This is a genomic window from Stenotrophomonas sp. YJH_SMC_69 (genome assembly GCF_059370495.1).
In genome coordinates, this window is record NZ_JCAFTS010000002.1 from 217,954 (window position 1) to 234,558 (window position 16,605).

Here is a 16,605-nt window from a genome sequence, read left to right on the forward strand (position 1 = left end):
ACCTGTCACGTCAGCGCCTGGGTGGATCGGCGATACTCGGGTTCAGGCAACCGCCCGCGAGGAATCCATGAGCGAACCGGAAAAGCGCATCGCCCTGTTGATCGACGCCGACAATGCGCCGGCCTCGAAGATCGACGAGGTCCTGGCCGAAGTCGCCCGCTATGGCGTGGCCAACGTGCGCCGTGCCTACGGCAACTGGAAGAGCCCGCGGTTGAAGGGCTGGGAAGCGGTGCTGCATGAGTATGCGATCCGCCCGATCCAGCAGTTCGCCTACAGCAAGGGCAAGAATGCGTCGGACATGGCGATGGTGATCGATGCCATGGACCTGCTGTACGCGCGCAACCTTGATGGCTTCGCCATCGTGTCGAGCGATGCCGATTTCACCCCGATGGTGATGCGCCTGCTGACCGACGGCGTGAAGGTGTACGGCTTCGGCGAAAAGAAGACGCCGGAACCGTTCGTCAACGCGTGCTCGAAGTTCACCTACCTGGAAGCGCTGGGCCAGACCCACGCCAGCGTGCCGGATGCCGAGCAGGCATCGAGCGAACAGGCATCGAACGAGCCCGTCGCCAATGATGATGCACGCCCGCGCAAGAGCGGGGCGGAGATGCGCAGCGACACCCGGCTGGTGAAGATGCTGCGCCGCGCGGTGTCCTCGGCCGAGGGCGAGGATGGCTGGTCGCACCTGGGGCCGGTCGGCAGCCAGATCGGCAACCAGGCCTCGTTCGATCCGCGCAACTATGGCTACGGCAAACTCAGCGATCTGCTGGCGGCGATCGGCCTGTTCGAGCTGAAGAAGGACGGCAAGTCGTCCTACGTGCGCGCGCTGCCAAAAAAGAACCGGTAGTGCCGGCCGCCGGCCGGCAGCGCGCAGGCGCCCGATCCCGCATCCTGCACGCACATCTCCACTCCAATCAGGCGTATCGTTGCCGCTCGCATTGCCAGCAAGGAAAACCCGCATGTTGAAGATCTGGGGCCGCCGCAATTCCAGCAACGTCCGCAAGGTGCTGTGGTGTGCCGAGGAGATCGGCCTGCCGTACGAATCCATCGAAGTCGGCGGCAGCCATGGCGGCACGCAGACGCCGGAGTACCAGGCGATGAATCCCAACGGCCTGGTGCCGGTGATCGAGGACCACGGCCTGCCGCTGTGGGAATCGAACACCATCGTGCGTTACCTGAGCGCGCGCTATGCGCTGGGCACGCTGTACGCCGAGGACCCGATGGAGCGCGCGCAGGCCGAAAAGTGGATGGACTGGAGCACCTCGCGGATGGCGCCGCTGTACAGCGACCTGGTCTGGGGCATCATGCGCACCGCGCCGGCCGACCGTGACGAAGCGCGCATCAGCGCGGCCATCGTCCGTGCCGGTGACTACCTGGCGATGGCCGATGCCACCCTGGCCACGCAGCCATGGCTGTCGGGCGGGACGTTCGCGATGGGCGACATTCCGCTCGGCTCGCTGGTGTACGCCTGGTATGAACTGCCGATCCAGCGCCCGGACCTGCCGCACCTGGCCGAGTGGTATGCGCGCCTGCGTGAGCGACCGGCCTACCAGCGCGGCGTGATGTCGCCGCTGACGTAAGCGAAGGCGTCCGGGGTCAGAGCCCTTTTCTGCGAAAAGGGATCCGACCCCAGGGCATCGGGGTCGGATCCCACCCGACGGGTGGGCTCTGACCCCTCAATAAAGATCCGTTGGATCCACATCCAGCGACCAGCGCACCTTGCGTGCTTCCGGCAGCGCGTACAGCTGCGGAACCAGTTGCGAAAGCACGCCATGCAGCGGCGGCCGCTGCACCGCAGACAGCAGCAGCTGCGTGCGCTGGTAACCGGCCCGCCGCGGCATCGGCGCCGGCATCGGCCCGTAGGCCTCGACCACGTTCTGTTCGCCCAGCAGGTGCCGGGCTGCCAGCAGGAATGCATTGGCATGCTCCACCTGCTGCGCTTCGGCGCGCATCAGCGCCAGATGCGCGAAGGGCGGGAATCCGGCCGCCTGGCGCTGGTTCAACTCGGCTTGCGCGAACGGATGGTAGCCACCGCTCACCAGGGTTTCCAGCAGCGGGTGCCCGGGGTGATGGGTCTGCAGCCAGACCTCGCCCGGGTCGCGCGCACGTCCCGCGCGACCGGCCACCTGGATCAGCTGCTGCGCCAGTTTTTCGCTGGCGCGGAAGTCGGCCGAGAACAGGCCCTCATCGATACCCACCACCACCACCAGGGTCAGCTTGGGCAGGTCGTGGCCCTTGGCCAGGATCTGCGTGCCGACCAGGATGCCGGGCTGGTCGCCCAGTTTCGCCAGCTGCTGTTCCAGCGCGTCGCGCCGTGAGGTGGTGCCGCGGTCGATGCGCACCACCGGGAAGTCGGCGAAGGCCGCAGTGAGATGTTCTTCCAGGCGTTCGGTACCGATGCCCTGCGGTTGCAGTGCCAGGCTGCCGCAGGCCGGACATGCCAGCGGCGCCGGTTGCCGCGCGCCGCAGTGGTGGCACTGCAGGCGACGACCGCCACCATGCACGGTCATCGGCGCATCGCAGCGCTGGCATGGCGCGGTCCAGCCGCAGTCGTGGCACAGCAGCACCGGTGCGTAGCCGCGGCGGTTCTTGAACACCAGCACCTGCTGGCCACGCTGCAGATGCTCCCCGATGCCGGCCAGCACATCGGCCGAGAGGCCGTCATGCAGCGGGCGCTTGCGTACATCGAGGATGCGCACGCGCGGTGGCCGCGCATCGCCGGCGCGCTGTTTCAGGCGCAGGTGGGTGTAACGCCCGGCGTAGGCGTTGTGCAGGGTTTCCAGCGAGGGCGTGGCACTGCCCAGCAACACCGGAACGCCCAGCCACTTGGCCCGGACCAGGGCGAAATCGCGCGCGTGGTAACGGATGCCGTCCTGCTGCTTGTAGCTGCCGTCGTGTTCCTCGTCGACGATCAGCAGGCCGGCCTGGGGCAGCGGCGTGAACACCGCTGAGCGGGTGCCGACGATGACGCGCGCTTCGCCGCGTGAGGCCGCTGCCCAGACGCGCGCGCGCTCGTTGTCGTTCAACCCCGAGTGCAGCGCATGCACGGCGATGCCGAGGCGGCCACGGAAGCGTGCCAGGGTCTGCGGGGTCAGGCCGATTTCCGGCACCAGCACCAGCGCCTGCCTGCCCTGCGCCAGGCAATGGATGATCGCCTGCAGGTAGACCTCGGTCTTGCCGCTGCCGGTCACGCCATCCAGCAGGAACGGCTGGAAGCCGTCGGCGGCAGTGATCGCGGCCACCGCCTCGGCCTGGTCCGGGTTGAGCGTGGGACCGGGCAGTGGCTGCGCGTGTTGGGGGGCCACGCTCAACGCAACCCGCTCGGCCAGCCCGCGCTTGGCCAGGCTGCGCGCGGCGGTGCGCCAGTCCTGCATGCGTTCGCCCAGCACGTCCTCATCCACGATGGCTTCGGCCAGCAGCTCGGCCAGTTGCCGTGGACGGCTGCCAGCGCGCAGCTTTTCACGCTGGGCGTGGCCTTCGGTGGTCAGCTGCCAACCCCAGTGGTGTGTGTCGGGCAGGACCTCGCCATGGCGCAGCGGGCCGGGCAGGGCGGTGCTCAGCACCTCGCCCAGTGGCGCATGGGTGTAGCGCGCCAGCCATTGCAGGCTCTGCCACAGCTCCCCCTGCAGCAGCGGCTGCGGGTCGCACCAGGCCAAGGCCTGGCGCAGTCCCTGGCCGTCGTCGGTCTGGCCGTGCCCCACCACCACACCGACCAGCTCCCGGTTGCCGAACGGCACCTTCAGGCGGCAGCCGACCGCGACCGCCGGTGCATCGCCCTCCGGCGACAGGTAGTCGAACAGGCGGGGCAGGGGGACAGGCAGGGCGACCTGCAGGGTCGGAATCGGTGAAAGCATCGGGCCAGTGTAACGGGCCATGCGCGCGCGAACGGCAGCAGCGGGAGCGGCGGGGCGGCGCCCGTTGAATCATAAATGTCACCTAAATATCGGTGTCCATTGGAGATTCAGTCTTATCCACATGTTCTGTGGATAACGTTGTGCGTTAACGGCCATCGGAAACGTAGAAGGCCGATGGCGACGGCCTCACGCTTGGGTTGGTCAAAAAATCGCCACACGACAAAAGACAATAAAATCAACATCTTAAGTGTGAAACAATGCTGAAACAGAGTGAATTCAGCCCGAAGCCACAGTTTTCGCCGGAGGGGGCGTGGTGCTGTGCACAACCTGCAGCACGAAGTGCCTGCGGGCGCAAGTCCTACGGGCGTCGATGGCCTGCCGCTATCATGCCGGCAGACCTTTGGAGTGACCGATGACGGCTGTGCCCGCCCCTGTTTCCTCGACCGCGGCCGGCGCGCTGTCGGCGTTCCTGCGTGGCGTCGAGCGCCGTGCCCTGGTGGTCGCTGAACTGCAGTGCGGCGATGCCGCGCGCGCCGAGCAGACCCTGGTGGCGGTGATGCGCGCCTTTGCCGCAGTGGCCAGCGACCTGCCGATGGCGCAGTGGCCGACCCGCTTCTGGACCCTTCTGGGCCAGCGCCAGGCGCTGCGCGAGCCGGTGGGCGGGCAGTGGCTGCCGCCGTTGGCCGTGCTGGGCGCGATGCCGCCGCTGCCGCGCCTTGCGCTGCTGCTGCGGGTGGGGGGCAGCCTGGACGAGGGCATCGCCATGCGCGTGCTCGACCAGGACGAGGCCGGCTACCAGCACCTGCTGGCCGACGCCTGCCCGCGTGATGCCCACGGCCAGCCGGATGCCTCGGCCTGGCGCCAGTTGGCCGAACAGGTGCAGGCGCGTATCCGTGAGTTGCCGGCCGCGCGCCTGCAGCAGCTGCAGCAACCCGCCGCCGCGACCGCCCACAATGAAGCCCCGACCCCGAGCTGGCGCGCACCGCAGCGCGATGAGCGGGCGGCCGCCAATGGCAAGCGCCGTCGCACGAACGCCAAGCCACGTTGGCGCGGTCCGCTGATCCTGCTGGCGACCGTGGCGATACTGTTGGCCGCAGCGCTGGGCTGGCGCCACTGGCCGGGGCATTCCTTCGGCAGTGATGCACCGCTGCCGGAGGGGGTGGTGGGCGAAGCCGGTCCGGTGACGGTGGAAGCCCTGCCACCCAGCAAGGTCAACGCCACGCCGGATGCGACCACGGCCCAGGCCACGGACGACGCAGCGATGCTGGCCGATCGTGACTACCCGCTGGTTGCCGATGCCGACCTGTACGCGTGGACTGCCGCGGGCGGCCCGCTGCCGGTGGATGAATCGCAATCCAGGCCGAGCCGGCCGGAGCCGGCCAGTGCCACGCTGGAAACCGCTGCTGCCGATGAATAAGTCCGTGTTCGCCAGCCTGCTGCTGGCCCTGCCGTTGTCGCTGTCTGCCGCGCCGCAATCGTTGAACGTGCCGTTGCCGCCACCGACGTCGCCGGCCACGCCGGTGGCTTCGCCAGCACCGTCGACGGCAGCACCCTCTGGCTTCGCCCAGCTCGATGCGCAGCAGCAGCGCCAGCGCCGCGCCGACTACGCCGCCTGGCGCGCGCTGCCGGAAGGAGAGCGCGAGCGCATCCGCCAAGCGGCTGCGCGATTCAATGCGCTGCCTGCGGACCAGCAGCAGCGCCTGCGCCAACAGTTCCGCGACCAGGACCAGGCGTTCCGCGACGGGTGGCGGCTGGGCCCGCAACTGGGCCTGGAATTCCCCAAGCTGCATGGCTTGTTCGGCTTCGTGCCGCCGGAACAGCGCGAGACCGCGCTGGCCGTACTGCGCCAGCTCAGCCCGGCGCAGCTGGCCCAGCTGACTCTGGTCGCGCAGCGAACGCCACCGCAGGAACGCGACGCAGTGCGCAGCGCCTTCCTCGCCGTGCCCGCCGCCGAGCGCGACAGCTGGCTCAAGCGCCAGGCCGGCCAGTAAAAAAGGGGAAGGAGGGGATTAAGTCGCATCCGGCACTAGCGGGCCTGAAACGACTTAATCCCCTCCGTCCCCTTTTTGTGTGGGGCGGCTGAAACCCAGCATTCACGCCATGTCATGGGAATGCACGCGCCGCCCGCGTAAGATGGGCGCCCGCAACCCGGTGCCTGTGCCCTTCGCGCGCAACCGCAGTTCGCGTCAAGCACCTTATGTCTACTGCAACCTCCACGCCGCGCTTCAGCAAGGAAGTCGGCGCCACCGGTCTGCTCGCCCTGCCGCTTGTGCTGGGCCATGTGTCCACCGGTCTGATCTCCTTCGTCGACAACGTGATTGCCGGCCACCACGCCACGGCCACACTGGCCGCCGTCACCATCGGTACGGCGCTGCTGTGGCTGCCGATGCTGATTCCGATCGGCACCCTGATCTCGCTCACCGCCTCGGTGTCGCAGCTGCATGGCGCCGGCCGCGAGCGCGAGATCGGCCCGCTGTTCCGCCAGGCACTGTGGCTGGCCTTGGGGCTGGGCCTGATCATGTTCACCTTCCTCACCGTGGTGCCGCCGCTGCTGCCGTCGTTCGGCATCGCGCCGGACATCGTGCCGGGGGCGACCGCGTTCCTGCATGCGGTGCGCTGGGGCGGACCTGCGCTGACCCTGTACTTCTGCATGCGCTATCTCAGTGAAGGCATGCACTGGACGCTGCCGACGATGCTGCTCGGCTTCGGTGGCCTGCTGGTGCTGGCACCGATGGGCTATGTGCTGGCCAACGGCAAGCTCGGCTTCCCGGAAATGGGCGCCGAAGGCCTGGGCATCGCCTCGGCGGTGATGATGTGGCTGCAGGCAATCGCCTTCGCCACCTACCTGTGGTTCACCAGGCGCTTCGCCCATCTGCAGCTGTTCTCGCATTTCGAAGGGCCGCGCTGGAAGGCGATCTGGGACTTGCTGCGCACCGGCCTGCCGATCGGCATCACCGTGCTGATGGAGGGCGGCCTGTTCATCGTCACCGCGCTGCTGATCGGCCGCCTTGGTGCCAACGAAGCCGCTGCGCACCAGATCGCGATCAACGTCGCGCAGCTGTGCTTCATGATTCCGATGGGCGTGGCCGAGGCCACCACCGTGCGCGTCGGCCATGCGGTCGGCCGTGGTGACGGCTTCGGCGTGCGGCGTGCGGCCTGGGCCGGTTACGCGATCATCATGGGCACGCAGACGTTGTCGGCGGCGGTGCTGCTGTTCGGCCACGATGCCATCGTCGGTGTGTACACCAACGACCTGGCGGTGGCCGGCCTGGCCTCGACCCTGCTGCTGTACGCGGCCACCTTCCAGTTCCCGGACGGCATCCAGGTGCTGTCGGCCGGCGCGCTGCGCGGCCTGAAGGACACCCGCGTGCCGATGTTCATCGCCATGTTCGCGTACTGGGGCCTGGGCATGCCGCTCGGCGCCGGGCTCGGCCTGGGGCTGGGCATGGGCCCGCAGGGCATGTGGATCGGCCTGATCGTCGGCCTGACCGCCGCTGCCATCCTGATGGGCTGGCGCCTGCGCCGCAGTAGCCAGCGCATCGGGCAATCCGCGCTGTCCTGATCTTCCCGCCCGCCACGTTCACCCGTGACGGGCGATCCCCTGACTTGTGTCCGATGCTGCATCACGCGGCACCGGCTATGCTGGTACCACGGCAAGAAGCCATCCGGAGCGTTCCATGAATCAACCCGTGCCCCCGCTGCCCCCGGCGCGTCGCAACCCCGTCGCCAGTTTCTTCATCGGGCTGTGGGACGTCATGAACTTCACCCGCCGGTTGATCCTCAACCTGGTGTTCTTCGGCCTGCTGTTCCTGCTGCTGGTGATGTTCGTCATCGCCGCCGGCATGGGTGCCGGTGCCAGCAAGTCGCTGCAGGACCGCACGACGCTCGTGATCGCGCCGGAGGGCCGCCTGGTCGAGCAGTTCAGCGCCGACCCGGTCAGCCGCGCGCTGGCCAAGGCGGTGGGTGACAACGGCGCCGAGGAGATCCAGCTGCGCGATCTGCTGCGGGTGATCGAGTCGGCCAAGGAAGACAAGAAGATCGAGCGCGTGGTGCTGGAGCTGGACAAGCTGCAGCCGTCCGGTTTCGCCTCGCTGCGTGAGGTGGCCGCCGCGCTGCAGGACCTGCGCGCCTCCGGCAAGCAGCTGGTGGCCTACAGCGAGAGCATGGGCCAGTCGCAGTACCTGCTGGCCGCGCAGGCCGACGAGGTCTACCTGGACCCGATGGGTTCGGTCGTGCTCGAAGGCCTCGGCCGCTACCGCCAGTACTTCCGCACCGGCCTGCAGGACAAGCTGGGCGTGGACGTGCACCTGTTCAAGGTGGGCGAGTACAAGTCCGCGGCCGAGCCGTACGTGCTCGACGCGGCGTCGCCGGCCTCCAAGGAAGCCGACCTGTTCTGGATGAACGACGTGTGGCAGCGCTACCTGGGCGACATCGCCAAGGCCCGCCGCCTGGATCCGGCACAGCTGGCCGCCGGCATCGACACCCTGCCGGAAGGCATCGCTGCCGCCGGTGGTGACCTGGCCAAGTTCGCCCTGCAGCAGAAGCTGGTGACCGCGCTGAAGACCCGCGAGGAATTCGAGGATCTGATGATCGAGCGCGGCGTGGCCGACGAGGATGCCGACGGTGGTTTCCGCAACGTTGACTTCGGCCGCTACCTGGCCCTGCTCGACGCGCGCCGCAACCCGGTGGACTCGCGTCCGCAGGTGGCCGTGGTGGTGGCCGCCGGCGAAATCAGTGGCGGTGACCTGCCGGCCGGCCGCATCGGTGGCGAGTCGACCTCGGCGCTGCTGCGTGCCGCGCGCGACGACGACAACGTGAAGTCGGTGGTGCTGCGGGTGGATTCGCCGGGCGGTGAAGTGTTCGCCTCCGAGCAGATCCGTCGTGAAGTGGTAGCCCTGCAGGCCGCTGGCAAGCCGGTCGTGGTGTCGATGGGTGATCTGGCCGCTTCCGGTGGCTACTGGATCAGCATGAACGCCGATCGCATCTATGCCGATCCGTCGACCATCACCGGTTCGATCGGCATCTTCGGCATGGTGCCGAACTTCAGCCGCGCGCTGGACAAGATCGGCGTGCACACCGACGGTGTCGGCACCACCCGCTTCGCCGGCGCCTTCGATGTCACCCGCCCGATGGACCCGGCCGTGGGCCAGGTCATCCAGACGGTGATCAACAAGGGCTACGCGGACTTCACCGGCCGTGTCGCCGATGCCCGCAAGAAGCCGGTCGAGGCCGTGGACGAGGTCGCCCGTGGCCGCGTGTGGAGCGGTGCACAGGCCAAGGAACGCGGCCTGGTCGACGCCTTCGGTGGCCTGAAGGACGCGGTGGCCGATGCGGCCAGCCGCGCCAAGCTGGGCAAGGCCGATGCCTATCGCGTGCGCTACATCGAGAAGGCGGCCACGCCGTTCGCGCAGTTCGTCAGCGGTTTCGCCGGCAGCCGCGCCGGTGCCTGGATGCTGTCCGATTCGGGGATGGCGCGGATGATGCTGGCACGCACGATGCCGGAAGTGGACACTCAGTTGCGCTTCGTCGAGAACGCGGCCCGCGAGAAGGGCAATGGCGCTCCGGTGAAGGCGCTGGCGTACTGCTTCTGCGGATTCTGATCGGCAACGGTACCGAATGAAAACGCCCGGCTCTGGCCGGGCGTTTTCGTTCATGGGGTCGGATTCCTTGGCAGCACAAAGGTCTCTGACCCCACAGGTCATTGCGTCGCGTCGGCTTCGGCCTTGCGCTCACGCGCAGCGGCATCATCGACGGTTTTCTGCACGTCCTTGGCGCGGTCCAGCGGGTCGTTGATCGCACGTGACATCGCTCGTGGCACCGGTGGCTTCTCCGGGTTCGGCGTGGGCGGCCGCTGGCAGGCCGCCAGCAGCAGGCTGGCCAGCAGCGACGTGGACAGGATCAGGATGCGCATGGCGGCTCTCCGCGGTGGGCGTATGGGCAAGTGTCGCATCCCCGGCCGAGCGCTGCCGTGAGCGCGTATCCTTGCGGCATCGAAACACAGCGGGCGCGGCCCCGGAGGACTCATGACCCAGCAACGGTGGCGCCTGGACGGCCAGACGGCCCTGATCACGGGTGCCAGCGCCGGTATTGGCCTGGCCATTGCGCACGAACTGGCTGGCCTCGGCGCCGACCTGATGATCGTCGGCCGCGACATCGACATGCTGGAAACGGCGCGCGACGAACTGCTGGATGTCTATCCGCAGCACCAGGTGCACGCGCTGGCGGCCGATGTCTCCGATGACGAGGACCGTCGGCAGATCCTGGACTGGGTGGAAGATCACAGCGATGGCCTGCACATCCTGGTCAACAATGCCGGTGGCAACGTCACCAAGGCGGCCACGGAATATTCCGAGGACGAATGGCGCAAGATCTTCGAGACCAACCTGTTCTCGGCCTTCGAGCTGTCGCGCTACGCGCATCCGCTGCTGGCCCGGCACGCGTCGTCTTCGATCGTCAATGTCGGCAGCGTGTCCGGGCTGACCCATGTGCGCAGTGGCGTGGTCTATGGCATGACCAAGGCGGCAATGCACCAGATGACCCGCAACCTGGCCGTCGAGTGGGCGGAGGATGGCATCCGGGTCAACGCGGTGGCGCCCTGGTACATCCGCACGCGGCGCACGTCCGGTCCGTTGTCGGACCCGGACTACTACGAGGAAGTGATCAACCGCACGCCGATGCGCCGCATCGGCGAGCCGGAGGAAGTGGCCGCAGCCGTTGGCTTCCTGTGCCTGCCGGCGGCCAGCTATGTCACCGGCGAATGCATCGCGGTGGATGGCGGCTTCCTGCGCTACGGGTTCTGATCTTCCAAAGGGTAGTGCCGGCCGCTGGCCGGCAACTGGAATCACTTGAAGATCCTGCGATTGCCGGCCAGCGGCCGGCACTACCGGGTGGCTGTCACCCCGGTACCGGGCAGTTGCTGGCCTCCAGCACGCCCTGCAGCCGTTCGCGTTCCCCACGGGCGTTGTCGCGGTTTTCCGGCGAGGCGAACCGCTCACGGCCACGTGCGTCGCGGAAGCGTTGCTGCCAGCTGCTGCAGCGCTGCGCGTCCGGCAGTTCCTCGCAGCGGTCGCGCACCACTTCGCAGCCGGCGGCATTGACCGGCGTGGCGCCGCCCAGTCCCTGCACGGTCATCAGTTCGCAGCGCCCGGGGGCGGCTTCGTATTCGTGCAGGTAGCCACCGCCCTGGCTGTCGGTGCACTGGAAGATCGGTGGCAGCGGCGGCTTCGGCGGCGCATTGCTGTCCGGCGCGGCATCGGCCTGGCGTGGCAGCGATGCACTGTCGAGTATCAGATCGCCGCCTTCGCGTTCGACCATGCCAGCTTCCATGATCGTGCGTCCTTCCCCGGGGCGACGAGGCGCGGGTGCGGGAACGGACGGCGCAGTGGCCGCGGCCGGTCCGGGCGCGGCCGGCACGGGTGCCGCTGAGGCCGGCGCCGGCGGAGCACTGGCCGGCACCCTCACCACCTGCTGCTTGCTGCCGGCAGGGCAGGGCGTGCGTTGCAGGGTGGGCACATCGCTGCTGCTGGAGGTACAACGGTAGATCACCCCGTCGTCGGCCAACGCGTTGCCGGCGAACAGGCCCAGGGCCAGCCAGATCAGGTTCTTCATGCGCACAGCGTACATGCCCCGGCAGGCATCGCGCTCAGCGTTCGCAGTCCCGCGACAGGCGCGCGTCGATGCCGCGCTGTTCATTGCTGATGGCGGTGCGCTCACTCTGCAGCGCGCTGTTGTAACGGCGGTCCAGTTCCCAGCGGCGGTCACGCAGGCGCGCACAGACGTCCTGCGGCGGCAGCGCATGGCAGCTGTCACGGACCAGCACGCTGCCGGCCGGCACCTGCACGCCGACGCCCACCGCAGGCGGCCGGTAGCCTGTGCCTTCACCGATTGGCGCACCGACCGGCGTGCCGAAGCCCGGGCGTGGACCGGGATGGACCGCGCCGTGGTGCCCGTGCGGGAGCCACACGCTGGTCCACAACGGGACCCAGCGCGGATTGCCCTCGTTGCTGTCGCTGGTGTAGCGGCGACCGTCGTCGCTCACGCACTCGTACAACGGTTGTGGCGGCTGGATGTAGACGTGGCGGACTTCGCGATCGCGCATCACCGGAACCTCGCTGGGCGCCGCGGGAGGGGCGTCACTGCGCACCACCCGGGGTGCCGGATCGCGCGGGCGCTGCAGGTCACGCACCTCCTGCCGGCCGCTGCTGCAGGGCCTGTCCTGCAGGGCCACGGCGCCATTGCTGGCGACGCAGCGGTAGACGCGCACGTCCTCGGCGGCCGGTGCGGTCCATGGCAGCAGCAGGCACAGGCCCAGGGCGGTGCGCAGCAGGTTCATGGCGGCAGGGTGCGTGATTGTGCGTGGCAGTGCAATCGTCCGCTCAGGAGCGCAGCACGTTGCCGCTGAGCGCGTCGCGGATCGGGGTGGGCTGGGCCAGGCCGCCGGTTTCGCCATCGAGGATGCCATCGAGCAGGCGCAGCAGGCGTGGATCCAGCTCGGCACGGCTGCGTGCCGGTGGTTCACCGGCCAGGTTGGCGCTGGTGGAGACGAGGGGCCCCCCCCAGGCGCGGCACAGTGCGGCGACCAGCGGGTGCGCGCTGATGCGCACGGCGATGCCGCTGTGCTCGCCGGTAATCCAGGGCTGGGCGCGCGGACCGGCCGGCAGGATCCAGGTGTTGGCACCCGGCCAGCTGGCCAGCACCGCGCGCTGGCGGGCATCGGGCAACGCCTGCAGGCGCACCCAGCCCTCCAGCTGCGACAATTCGGCGGCGACCAGGATCATGCCCTTCTCGATCGGGCGCTGCTTCAGCCGCAGCACCATGTGCACCGCCGCCTCATGCGAGGGATCACAGCCCAGGCCCCAGACCGCTTCGGTCGGATAGGCGATCACGCCGCCGGCGCGGAGCGTGGCGACAGCAGAGTCCAGGGTGAGTTCTTTCATGGCGGCGACCGGCCCGACGTGGGCCCCCATTATCCCCCTGCGGCGTGCAGAAGGGGTGGACCCTGGCCCGGTAGTGCCGGCCGCTGGCCGGCATCGGGTGCTTCTGGATGTTGCCGGCCAGCGGCCGGCACTACCCCTTATCCACGCATGGCGTGAATCTACTTCGCGGCTTTCTTGACGGCCTTCTTCGCCGGTGCCTTCTTTGCAGCGGCCTTCTTTACCACGGCCTTCTTCGCCGCCTTCTTGGCAGGCGCTTTCTTGGCTGCGGCCTTCTTCGGCGCCGCTTCCTTCTTCACCGCCGCCTTCTTGGCCGGTGCCTTCTTCGCGGCAGCCTTCTTGGCGCCGAAGCCCTTGCGCACGGGCTTGCCGGTTTCTTCCATCAGCTGCTGCACTTCGGCCAGGGTCAGCGATGCCGGCTCGCGATCCTTGGGGATCTTGCCGTTCATCCTGCCGTCGCTGATGTACGGGCCGAAGCGGCCGTTCAGCACCTGGATGTCGCTGCCCTCGAACTCCTTGATGATCCGGTTGCGCGCGATCTCTTCCTTCTCTTCGATCAGGAACACGGCGCGGGCCAGGTCGATGGTGTACGGGTCGTCTTCCTTCTTCAGCGAGGCATAGGTGCTGCCGCGCTTGGCGAACGGGCCGAAGCGGCCGATGCCGACGCTGACCGGCTCGCCGTTGTCCTCGCCCAGCGCGCGTGGCATCAGGAACAGTTCCAGCGCGTCTTCCAAGGATATGGTGTGCATCGACTGGCCGGGGCGCAGCGAGGCGAATTTCGGCTTCTCCTCGGCGTCCTCGGCGGTGCTGCCGATGGCGGCGTAAGGCCCGAAGCGGCCGAGGCGCACGCTGACCGGCTTGCCGGTCTTCGGGTCGGTGCCGAGCTCGCGCGCGCCACTGGCCTCGGCGCGGTCCACCGATTCCTTCTTGTCTTCCACCAGCTCCTTGAACGGCTCCCAGAAGCGGGCCATCAGCGGGATCCACTCTTCTTCGCCACGCGAGACGGCGTCGAGCTCGTCTTCGAGCTTGGCGGTGAAGTCGTAGTCCACGTACTGGGTGAAGTGGCTGGACAGGAACTTGGACACCGCGCGGCCGACGTCGGACGGGCGGAAGCTGCGGCCTTCCATTTCCACGTACTTGCGGAACAGCAGGGTCTGGATGATCGAGGCGTAGGTCGACGGACGGCCGATGCCGTACTCTTCCAGCGCCTTCACCAGCGCCGCTTCGGTGTAGCGCGGCGGCGGCTGGGTGAAATGCTGCTCGGCCTGGATGCGTTCCAGCGGCACGCGGTCGCCCGGCTTCATCGCCGGCAGCTTGCGGCCTTCGTCCTCGTCTTCGGCGCTCTTGTTGTCCTTGCCTTCCTCGTACACGGCCAGGAAGCCGGGCACCACCACGGTGGTACCGCTGGCACGGAACACGTGCTCGCTGCCAGCGGACAGGTCGACGCTGACGGTATTGAGCGTGGCCGGGATCATCTGGCAGGCGACGGCGCGCTTCCAGATCAGTTCGTACAGGCGGCGCTCGTCGTCGGTCAGGAAGCGCGCCACCTGGGCCGGGGTGCGCAGGGCCGAGGTCGGGCGCACCGCCTCGTGCGCTTCCTGGGCGTTCTTGGACTTGGTCTGGTACGTGTTCGGCTGGTCCGGCAGCGAGGCGATACCGTAATCACGGGCGATCACGTCGCGGATCTCGGCCAGCGCGTCCTGCGACAGGTTCACCGAGTCGGTACGCATGTACGAGATGAGGCCGACGGTGCCTTCGTCACCGATCGCCACGCCTTCATACAGCTTCTGCGCCACCTGCATGGTCTTGCGGGTGGTGAAACCGAGCTTGCGCGAGGCTTCCTGCTGCAGGGTGGAGGTGGTGAACGGCGGCGCCGGGCGGCGCTTGCGCTCCTTGCTGGCCACGTCGGTGACATGCAGCGAGCCCTGCGCGGCCTGCTGGATGCGCAGGCGGGCGGCTTCGGCGGTGTCGCCGTCGGTGATGGTGAACTGCTCGAATTTCTGCCCGTCCAGCTTGACCAGCTTGGCGTTGAAGTGCTGCGACGGGTGTGCGCACTCGGCGGCGATCGACCAGTACTCGCGGGCGATGAAGGCTTCGATCTCCTCCTCGCGCTCGACGATCATGCGCAGCGCCGGGCTCTGCACGCGGCCGGCGGACAGGCCGCGCTGGACCTTGCGCCACAGCACCGGCGACAGGTTGAAGCCGACCAGGTAGTCCAGCGCGCGGCGCGCCTGCTGGGCATCGACCAGGTCGCTGGCGATCGCGCGTGGCTGGCTGATCGCTTCCTTGATGGCGCGCGGGGTGATCTCGGTGAACACCACGCGCTGCATCGGCTTGTCCTTGACCAGCCCGCGTTCCTTCAGGATCTCGGCGATATGCCAGCTGATCGCTTCACCTTCGCGATCCGGGTCGGTCGCCAGCAGGATGTCGTCGGCGCCCTTGGCGGCCTTGGCGATCGCGTCGACATGTTTTTCGTTCTTGTCGATCACGTCGTAGTGCATGGCGAACCCGTTGTCCGGGTCGACCGCGCCTTCCTTCGGAATCAGGTCACGCACATGCCCATACGAGGCCAGGACGGTGTAGTCCTTGCCGAGGTATTTGTTGATCGTCTTGGCCTTGGCCGGCGATTCGACGATGAGCAGGTGCTTGGGCATGGCAGCAGTGTCTGTGGGGCGAGCCGCAGGGGAGGGGCCGCTAGGGTGGAGCAAACGGCCGCATTAGTGAAGCGGCCACGGACAAATCAATACGCTGAACGCCCGGTAGTGTGCCGGGCGTTCAGGTTTCACCTTATTAGAGGAATCACGCCCGGCCAGCCCCTGTCAAGCAGCCAGACGTGAGGATGGCCGTTCATGAGGCCATCTTGGCGATGAAGCCGACCGCGGCCACCAGCAGCACCAGGCCCGCCAGCACCAGCAGGCCGGTGAGCACCAGGATCACGATGGTGACCGTGCCCAGCTCATGGCGCTGCAGGTGCGGCTGGTCGGTGTAGGCCCAGCGGTCGACCACCAGGGTGTCGCAGATCATGTCGTGCAGGCCCTGCTTGCGCTCGGTGAAGGCGGCCATCAGGAAGCCGATGCCGAGGGTGAAGCTGCTCAGCAGCATGGCCCAGTAGCGGCCGAAGGCGCGGCCCTTGGTCAGGCGATCGCCGTTGCTGCGCACGACCTTGATGCCGACCGCCATCTTGCCCAGCGTGGCGCCACCCTGCGAGGAATGGAACCAGGTGTAGTAGGCAACGCCGATGGCCATGTTGATCAGCGCGCTGGCCACCTGCGCGACGATTTCGATGGAGGTCTCGCCGCTGCCCACCGCGCCCATGCTGGCGCCAAGCACCACGCCGATGATGGCGCCGATGATGCCGCCCGGAATGGCCAGCACGAAGTAGTCGATCATGTACGCCGCTACGCGCTTCCAGAAGCCTGCGTAGACCACCTCGCCGCCGATCACCGGCTGCGGGCCACCGGCACCGGAAGCGGCCGGGGCGCTGTAGGGCGAGCTGCTGAGCGCGCCCGTGCCAGGCAGCGGTGCAGTGCCGTTGTCGATGGCGGCGTAGTCGCCGCGCAGGTCGAAGCCGCCGCTGGCGGTGGCCGTGCTGGCATCGGCCAGTGTCTGCAGGCCGAGCTCATCGACCACCTGGCGCAGTGCAGCCCACTGGGCCATGCCTTCGCGCCAGACCAGGGTGTCCAGGTTCAGTTCGCCCCGCTGGAAGCGCTGGCGGATTTCCTGGACCGGCAGCGGGCCCTGGCGTTGCTGTCCTTCGGCGTAGTACCACTCGGTCATTGCATGTTCCCTGTTGGATCGTCCTTGGAGGTGCTGCCGTG

At 68.2% G+C, this 16,605-nt stretch carries 14 protein-coding genes; 7 read left to right on the plus strand and 7 right to left on the minus strand.

The window, feature by feature from the left end:
• The first annotated feature begins 67 nt into the window (after positions 1-67).
• Together AC5P8F_RS04130 and AC5P8F_RS04135 are read left to right on the plus strand one after the other, a co-directional pair.
• The gene (locus AC5P8F_RS04130) at positions 68-847 is read left to right on the plus strand and encodes an NYN domain-containing protein (RefSeq protein ID WP_014648580.1); all 780 of its coding nucleotides are present in this window, start codon (positions 68-70) and stop codon (positions 845-847) included.
• 112 nt (positions 848-959) lie between these two features.
• Complete coding sequence (locus tag AC5P8F_RS04135) at positions 960-1,580, plus strand: glutathione S-transferase family protein (RefSeq protein WP_014648579.1); 621 nt, start codon at positions 960-962, stop codon at positions 1,578-1,580.
• Positions 1,581-1,676: 96 nt separating this feature from the next.
• Here the strand turns inward: AC5P8F_RS04135 and AC5P8F_RS04140 are convergent, their stop codons facing one another.
• On the minus strand, positions 1,677-3,854 hold the full coding sequence (locus AC5P8F_RS04140; protein WP_495227697.1) for a primosomal protein N': 2,178 nt from the start codon (positions 3,852-3,854) through the stop codon (positions 1,677-1,679).
• A gap of 412 nt (positions 3,855-4,266) precedes the next feature.
• Here AC5P8F_RS04140 and AC5P8F_RS04145 point away from each other — a divergent pair, with 412 nt between their 5' ends.
• From AC5P8F_RS04145 to sppA, 4 genes are all read left to right on the plus strand, one after another.
• Entirely contained in the window at positions 4,267-5,271 is a 1,005-nt protein-coding gene (locus AC5P8F_RS04145; RefSeq protein ID WP_495227622.1) for a hypothetical protein, read from the plus strand.
• Positions 5,264-5,845 (plus strand): DUF3106 domain-containing protein, encoded by a 582-nt coding sequence (locus AC5P8F_RS04150; RefSeq protein ID WP_032958258.1) that lies wholly within the window; start codon positions 5,264-5,266, stop codon positions 5,843-5,845. The genes AC5P8F_RS04145 and AC5P8F_RS04150 overlap by 8 nt, the downstream gene beginning before the upstream one ends.
• A gap of 206 nt (positions 5,846-6,051) precedes the next feature.
• On the plus strand, positions 6,052-7,416 hold the full coding sequence (locus AC5P8F_RS04155) for an MATE family efflux transporter (RefSeq protein ID WP_046432753.1): 1,365 nt from the start codon (positions 6,052-6,054) through the stop codon (positions 7,414-7,416).
• A 115-nt stretch (positions 7,417-7,531) separates the two neighbouring features.
• Positions 7,532-9,454 (plus strand): signal peptide peptidase SppA, encoded by a 1,923-nt coding sequence (sppA, locus tag AC5P8F_RS04160; protein WP_032958263.1) that lies wholly within the window; start codon positions 7,532-7,534, stop codon positions 9,452-9,454.
• A gap of 98 nt (positions 9,455-9,552) precedes the next feature.
• On the opposite strand, the gene AC5P8F_RS04165 is transcribed toward sppA, so the two are convergent.
• Positions 9,553-9,765 (minus strand): hypothetical protein, encoded by a 213-nt coding sequence (locus AC5P8F_RS04165; RefSeq protein WP_134809345.1) that lies wholly within the window; start codon positions 9,763-9,765, stop codon positions 9,553-9,555.
• 112 nt (positions 9,766-9,877) lie between these two features.
• Here AC5P8F_RS04165 and AC5P8F_RS04170 point away from each other — a divergent pair, with 112 nt between their 5' ends.
• Positions 9,878-10,654: an SDR family oxidoreductase gene (locus tag AC5P8F_RS04170; RefSeq protein ID WP_014038643.1), complete on the plus strand. Its 777-nt coding sequence runs from the start codon at positions 9,878-9,880 to the stop codon at positions 10,652-10,654.
• 94 nt (positions 10,655-10,748) lie between these two features.
• Here AC5P8F_RS04170 and AC5P8F_RS04175 read toward each other — a convergent pair whose 3' ends face one another.
• The 5 genes from AC5P8F_RS04175 to AC5P8F_RS04195 all read right to left on the minus strand — a co-directional run bounded on the left by AC5P8F_RS04175 (position 10,749) and on the right by AC5P8F_RS04195 (position 16,564).
• On the minus strand, positions 10,749-11,462 hold the full coding sequence (locus AC5P8F_RS04175) for a hypothetical protein (RefSeq protein ID WP_041864295.1): 714 nt from the start codon (positions 11,460-11,462) through the stop codon (positions 10,749-10,751).
• 34 nt (positions 11,463-11,496) lie between these two features.
• The gene (locus AC5P8F_RS04180; protein WP_014648571.1) at positions 11,497-12,186 is read right to left on the minus strand and encodes a hypothetical protein; all 690 of its coding nucleotides are present in this window, start codon (positions 12,184-12,186) and stop codon (positions 11,497-11,499) included.
• Positions 12,187-12,229: 43 nt separating this feature from the next.
• Positions 12,230-12,820, minus strand: coding sequence for an L-threonylcarbamoyladenylate synthase type 1 TsaC (gene tsaC / locus AC5P8F_RS04185; RefSeq protein ID WP_080053022.1), 591 nt, complete (start codon positions 12,818-12,820; stop codon positions 12,230-12,232).
• A 128-nt stretch (positions 12,821-12,948) separates the two neighbouring features.
• A complete protein-coding gene (locus AC5P8F_RS04190) occupies positions 12,949-15,441 on the minus strand; it encodes a DNA topoisomerase I (protein ID WP_049408649.1) in 2,493 nt (830 codons plus the stop codon).
• 193 nt (positions 15,442-15,634) lie between these two features.
• A complete protein-coding gene (locus AC5P8F_RS04195; protein ID WP_014648568.1) occupies positions 15,635-16,564 on the minus strand; it encodes an RDD family protein in 930 nt (309 codons plus the stop codon).
• Positions 16,565-16,605 lie beyond the last annotated feature (41 nt).

Excerpts from the sequence above, each read along its gene's own strand:
- AC5P8F_RS04130 (WP_014648580.1), top strand. The coding sequence starts at position 68 with ATGAGCGAACCGGAAAAGCGCATCGCCCTGTTGATCGACGCCGACAAT.
- AC5P8F_RS04135 (WP_014648579.1), top strand. The coding sequence starts at position 960 with ATGTTGAAGATCTGGGGCCGCCGCAATTCCAGCAACGTCCGCAAGGTG.
- AC5P8F_RS04140 (WP_495227697.1), bottom strand. The coding sequence starts at position 3,854 with ATGCTTTCACCGATTCCGACCCTGCAGGTCGCCCTGCCTGTCCCCCTG.
- AC5P8F_RS04145 (WP_495227622.1), top strand. The coding sequence starts at position 4,267 with ATGACGGCTGTGCCCGCCCCTGTTTCCTCGACCGCGGCCGGCGCGCTG.
- AC5P8F_RS04150 (WP_032958258.1), top strand. The coding sequence starts at position 5,264 with ATGAATAAGTCCGTGTTCGCCAGCCTGCTGCTGGCCCTGCCGTTGTCG.
- AC5P8F_RS04155 (WP_046432753.1), top strand. The coding sequence starts at position 6,052 with ATGTCTACTGCAACCTCCACGCCGCGCTTCAGCAAGGAAGTCGGCGCC.
- sppA (WP_032958263.1), top strand. The coding sequence starts at position 7,532 with ATGAATCAACCCGTGCCCCCGCTGCCCCCGGCGCGTCGCAACCCCGTC.
- AC5P8F_RS04165 (WP_134809345.1), bottom strand. The coding sequence starts at position 9,765 with ATGCGCATCCTGATCCTGTCCACGTCGCTGCTGGCCAGCCTGCTGCTG.
- AC5P8F_RS04170 (WP_014038643.1), top strand. The coding sequence starts at position 9,878 with ATGACCCAGCAACGGTGGCGCCTGGACGGCCAGACGGCCCTGATCACG.
- AC5P8F_RS04175 (WP_041864295.1), bottom strand. The coding sequence starts at position 11,462 with ATGAAGAACCTGATCTGGCTGGCCCTGGGCCTGTTCGCCGGCAACGCG.
- AC5P8F_RS04180 (WP_014648571.1), bottom strand. The coding sequence starts at position 12,186 with ATGAACCTGCTGCGCACCGCCCTGGGCCTGTGCCTGCTGCTGCCATGG.
- tsaC (WP_080053022.1), bottom strand. The coding sequence starts at position 12,820 with ATGGGGGCCCACGTCGGGCCGGTCGCCGCCATGAAAGAACTCACCCTG.
- AC5P8F_RS04190 (WP_049408649.1), bottom strand. The coding sequence starts at position 15,441 with ATGCCCAAGCACCTGCTCATCGTCGAATCGCCGGCCAAGGCCAAGACG.
- AC5P8F_RS04195 (WP_014648568.1), bottom strand. The coding sequence starts at position 16,564 with ATGACCGAGTGGTACTACGCCGAAGGACAGCAACGCCAGGGCCCGCTG.